Genomic DNA, 1,080 nt, shown 5'->3' on the forward strand with positions numbered 1-1,080 from the left:
GAGTGCGAACTCCTTCTCGATGATCTTCTGGTCGAGGATGAACCACGTGTACTCGTGGCCGCTGTCGAGGATGTACTTGAAAGTTCCCATCGTGTCGAAGCCCGGGAAGTTGGGGACCGGCAGACGCTTGCCGGTGGCGTCGAACCACATCGAGGACGGTCCGGGAATGATTCGGATTCCGTGGTTCGGCCAGATGGGATTCCAGTTCTGGATGCCTTCGGTGTAGTGCCACATGCGGTCGCGGTTCACGATGTTTCCGCCCGCGGATTCGGTGATTTCGAGCATGCGCCCGTCGACGTGCGCCGGTACTCCCGTCAGCATGTGCTTGGGTGCCTTGCCGAGTCGCTCGGGCCAGTTTTTCTTCACCAGTTCGTAGTTGCCGCCGATTCCACCGGATGTGACCACGACGGCCTGTGCGGCGAACTCGAATTCGCCGATGGGGGTGCGCGAGCTCTTCACGCCGCGCAGATCACTGGAAGGTTCGAGGACGGTTCCGCGTACACCAGTGACCGCACCATCGGTGACGACGAGTTGATCGACTTGGTGGCGGTGCTTGAACGTGACCAGTCCACGCTTCTGAGCGGCGATCACTTTGGTCAGAAAGACATCGACGACGCCAGGTCCGGTGCCCCAGGTGAGGTGGAAGCGCGGCACCGAATTTCCGTGTCCGAGAGCCATTCCGCGGCCGCGTTCGGCCCAGCCGACATTCGGCATCAGGCGAAGCCCCAGATCGTGCAGGTACTGACGCTTGTCGCCGGCCGCGAACTCGACGTACGCCTTGGCCCACTGACGCGGCCAGTGATCTTCGCGGTCGCGGTCGAATCCCGCTGTGCCCATCCAGTCCTGCATCGCCAACTCGAGGGAGTCCTTGATGCCGAGTCGGCGTTGTTCGGGGCTGTTCACGAGGAAGAGTCCGCCGAGAGACCAAAATGCCTGCGCGCCGAGGTTGGCAGCGTTCTCCTGTTCCACGACAAGGACTTTGCGGCCCGCGCGCGTCAGTTCGTAGGTGGCGACCAGTCCCGCCAGCCCTGCCCCGACAACGATGACGTCAGCTTGTTCGCTCACGACAACTCCTCTTCC

1 protein-coding gene is annotated in these 1,080 nt (G+C 62.3%); it reads right to left on the reverse strand.

The window, feature by feature from the left end; translation table 11 throughout:
* A partial coding sequence (locus tag A2J01_RS06640; protein WP_082900810.1) for an FAD-binding dehydrogenase occupies positions 1-1,065 on the reverse strand: 1,065 nt, incomplete at its 3' end.
* Positions 1,066-1,080 lie beyond the last annotated feature (15 nt).

Origin of the sequence: Rhodococcus sp. EPR-134, from assembly GCF_001647205.1 — a bacterium.
Lineage (GTDB): Bacteria > Actinomycetota > Actinomycetes > Mycobacteriales > Mycobacteriaceae > Rhodococcus_F > Rhodococcus_F qingshengii.